Source organism: Streptomyces sp. NRRL WC-3549 (assembly GCF_000721935.1).
Taxonomy (GTDB): Bacteria; Actinomycetota; Actinomycetes; order Streptomycetales; family Streptomycetaceae; genus Streptomyces.
Window position 1 is genome coordinate 249,124 of the sequence record NZ_KL585414.1, and the last position, 1,141, is coordinate 250,264.

2 protein-coding genes and 1 pseudogene are annotated in these 1,141 nt (G+C 74.1%); all 3 read right to left on the reverse strand.

The window, feature by feature from the left end:
- Positions 1–247 (reverse strand): 2Fe-2S iron-sulfur cluster-binding protein (locus IH13_RS0122470; protein WP_031087182.1); only part of this gene is annotated, 247 nt, incomplete at its 3' end.
- Positions 248–284: 37 nt separating this feature from the next.
- Entirely contained in the window at positions 285–683 is a 399-nt protein-coding gene (locus IH13_RS0122475) for a hypothetical protein (RefSeq protein WP_031087184.1), read from the reverse strand.
- 11 nt (positions 684–694) lie between these two features.
- Positions 695–1,141, reverse strand: a pseudogene (locus IH13_RS0122480) (polysulfide reductase); the annotation flags it as partial.

Sequence of the window (1,141 nt, forward strand, 5' to 3'; positions counted from 1 at the left end):
GCATCAGACAGCTGTTGACGCGGCGGCCGTCGACGAGCACGGTGCAGGCACCGCACTGGCCGTGGTCGCAGCCCTTCTTGGCGCCGGTGAGTCCGAGGTGCTCCCGGAGGGCGTCGAGCACGGTGGTCCGGTGGTCGAGGGTCAGCTTCCGGTCGCTGCCGTTGACGTGCAGGGTGAGGGTCGAACGGTCGTCGGAGGGCGGTGGCTCCCCTGCGTCCGTCACGTCCCCCCAGGTGATGGTGTCCATGTGCGCGGGTACCTTCCGGGCCGGTGCGTACGGGGTCTCAGGCTGCTGCGTCGCGGCTCTCCAGCCGCAGCCGGACCTCTTGTTCCTGGTCGCCCGAGGCGGTACCGACGACCTTGACCGTGAAGGCGTCGGCGAGACTCCTGCGGAGCCGGTCGACCGCCCAGTAGCCGCCCTGGGCCTCGACGGTCACCGGTCCGGAGAGCCGCGTCGGCGAGGCGCCCTCGCGGGTCTCGGTGACGTCGACGGTCGCCGACCAGACGGTCGGACGGACCTCCGACTCCTCCTCGGGGGCGTCGGCCGCCGGCCGGTCGGAGACGAAGGAGTGGCGCAGTACGTCGAACACGGCCCGCGCGTCCTCCTTCGGGCACCCGGTCACCTCCACCATGACGTCGCCGCTCTCCTGGTGTTCCTGTGCGTGTGCGTCCGAGTTGTTCACTCCGGTTCCTTTCACTGGGAGAGCGAGGTGCGTCGTCGCTCGGCGGCCTCGCGCTGCGGGCCGACGGTGTGGGCGGGGTCCTCGGCGGAGGCGATGCCGGCGTGGAAGACCCCGAAGCGGGTGCAGGCCGAGCCGGCGAGCAGGGCCAGGCCTGCGACGGCCGCGGCCGGGCGGCTCCGGTGTCCGAGCAGGACGGCCCCTGCGGCGCCTGCCGCGGTGAGGGCGCGGGCGGCCCGCATCAGCCTCCCGGCCCGTCCGTCCCGGTAGGTGACGGCGACGGGGGCCGGGGTGTTCTCGTGCGCGGGGCCGGTGACCAGTGCCATGCCCGCGGCCGCCGCGGTCGCCGACGCCGCGAAGAGGTAGGGAAGTTCGCGGTGCGCTCCGTGCCAGGCGGGTACGGCGGTGTCGGCGGCGAGGACCGCGGTGTAGGTGGCCAGCACGGGGCCGAGCACGGCGGC